The 1,762-nt window shown below is 41.4% G+C and carries 3 protein-coding genes; 1 reads left to right on the top strand and 2 read right to left on the bottom strand.

The genetic code is table 11. From position 1 onward, the window contains the following. The first annotated feature begins 112 nt into the window (after positions 1-112). Positions 113-481: a hypothetical protein gene (locus FTV32_RS16850; RefSeq protein WP_257227653.1), complete on the top strand. Its 369-nt coding sequence runs from the start codon at positions 113-115 to the stop codon at positions 479-481. Positions 482-487: 6 nt separating this feature from the next. Here the strand turns inward: FTV32_RS16850 and FTV32_RS16845 are convergent, their stop codons facing one another. After that, positions 488-961, bottom strand: a complete 474-nt coding sequence (locus FTV32_RS16845; RefSeq protein ID WP_180015776.1) for a hypothetical protein — start codon at positions 959-961, stop codon at positions 488-490. Next, positions 958-1,762 (bottom strand): MobA/MobL family protein (locus FTV32_RS16840; RefSeq protein WP_180029141.1); only part of this gene is annotated, 805 nt, incomplete at its 5' end. The genes FTV32_RS16845 and FTV32_RS16840, both read right to left, overlap by 4 nt.

The raw sequence follows: 1,762 nt of genomic DNA, 5'->3' as shown, positions 1-1,762 counted from the left end.
TGAATAACGAAAGAAACCAAGCAAAGTACTGTCCCATCTCATAACTTGGTTGACTATGAAAATATATAATTTAGCCCAAAGTTTTTTCATTATTTCTGTGCTTACTGGCTGCATGGCAAAGCCTGCTTTAGTTTCTAATATTATAGAACCTGTAAAACCAGTATTTTTTATCAAGCAAAGTCCCGAAGTGAAGACTTATATGGTTTCACTTGCAGGTGGCAAATTACATTTAGATCCACATGGTTGTATTCGTCTAAACAGTGATACCAGCCCTTTTATTATCTGGGCTAGTAGCAGCGAGTTAGAATATACAAGTGACGGTAGGATCAGTATTACCAACAAATTTAATAATCATAAAGTTTTTGTAGGTGATGAAATTAGACTTGGTGGAGGCCAGTACCCAACGAAACCTCGATCTATTACTGACCCTATTCCTGATGTTTGCGCTAACCACGGTTATTGGATTGCAGCTCCGCTTTAAAAAGCATTATTTAGGGTCAATCACGCAATAATCTTTGTTTGGTCCGTGACAGTCATTTTTCATGATCCGGACACAGGATTTACCATTACAGTTTTTAATATCTAGGTTATATCTTTGTTCTAGCCAAGCTGCTTCTGCACGACGTTCTTTGATCTCATCAAAACTTGGAATGAATAAAAATATGAAAGAAAGAAAAACCAGTACCAGACTGAGGAAAATTGCACATAACAAGGCAATAAATCTATAGTTTAGTTTATCAGTAGCCTTGTCTAGTTCCTGAATACGTCCTTGAAGGGCGCGTGTAGCTTCCTGATTTGCGTTATTTAGGTTTTTTTTGCTCTGCTCTAATATCCCGCTAGCCACTTTGTTGTAAAACGCCTCTAATCGCTTGTTATCGTCTGCTATGGCTTCCCTGTATTCCTTCATGGATGCCAATAAAATATATAACTGGTCGTCTAAATCATCGTTTTGGTTGCTCATCGTGACCATCCGCCTGTATTCAAATTAGGTGATGCCTTTTGCTCGGCTCGTTTCATTTCTCGCTGTTTTTCCGCTTGGCGTTCTAGCTCTAGGCGTTTGGCTTCTTGGTCTTTTTGCCATTGGTCAAAGCCTTGCTCAACACGGTTAAAGCCACGCTGTAGCGTGGTTTCTTTGTGCTGTTCTTTTTGATTCAGGTATTGGGCGTTGTGCTGTTTTACCTTGTCGTTATAACGGCTGATTTCGGTGCCGATGCCTTTTCTGCGTAATTGAGTGACCGAAGTCCCTTCATGAATCGTGGCTTGCAGTCCGTTGTTCTGATCGGCATAGCTGCGGTGGTCAATTTTTTGCTGTTGTCCTGCTTGTTCCAAAGCGTGATTTGCTAAGTCTGCCCACATTGCCCGAATTTGTTTAATGTCCTCTTGGGTTGTACCCATGTTGAGGGTCTTTCTTTTGGCGTTGCTGAGTTCAATCTCTGCCTTTGTTGTCAAAATCAGATTATTTTCAGGGTCTAATTCAGCCTTTCGGGTGGTCAGCATGATATGGGCATGATGATTTTTATCATTTCCGCCTTTGCTGGGTTCATGGATAGCTAAATCTGCAATCACGCCATAGCGATCAACTAAGGACCTGGCAAAGTCTTTTGCCAAGTCCTTACGTTGATCTGCGTCTAATTCATCAGGTAGGGCAATGACCCATTCTCTAGCGGTTCGGGCATCTTTGCGGTTTTCAGATTTTTCCGCCAAGTTCCAAAGTTGGCTACGGTCAATTTCGACATCGAGATTTGAGATAATTTCGGAATGG

It is taken from the genome of Acinetobacter sp. YH16032 (genome assembly GCF_013417345.1).
In the GTDB taxonomy this organism is placed as follows: Bacteria; Pseudomonadota; Gammaproteobacteria; order Pseudomonadales; family Moraxellaceae; genus Acinetobacter.
This window is presented reverse-complemented; position numbering and strand designations above follow the sequence as displayed.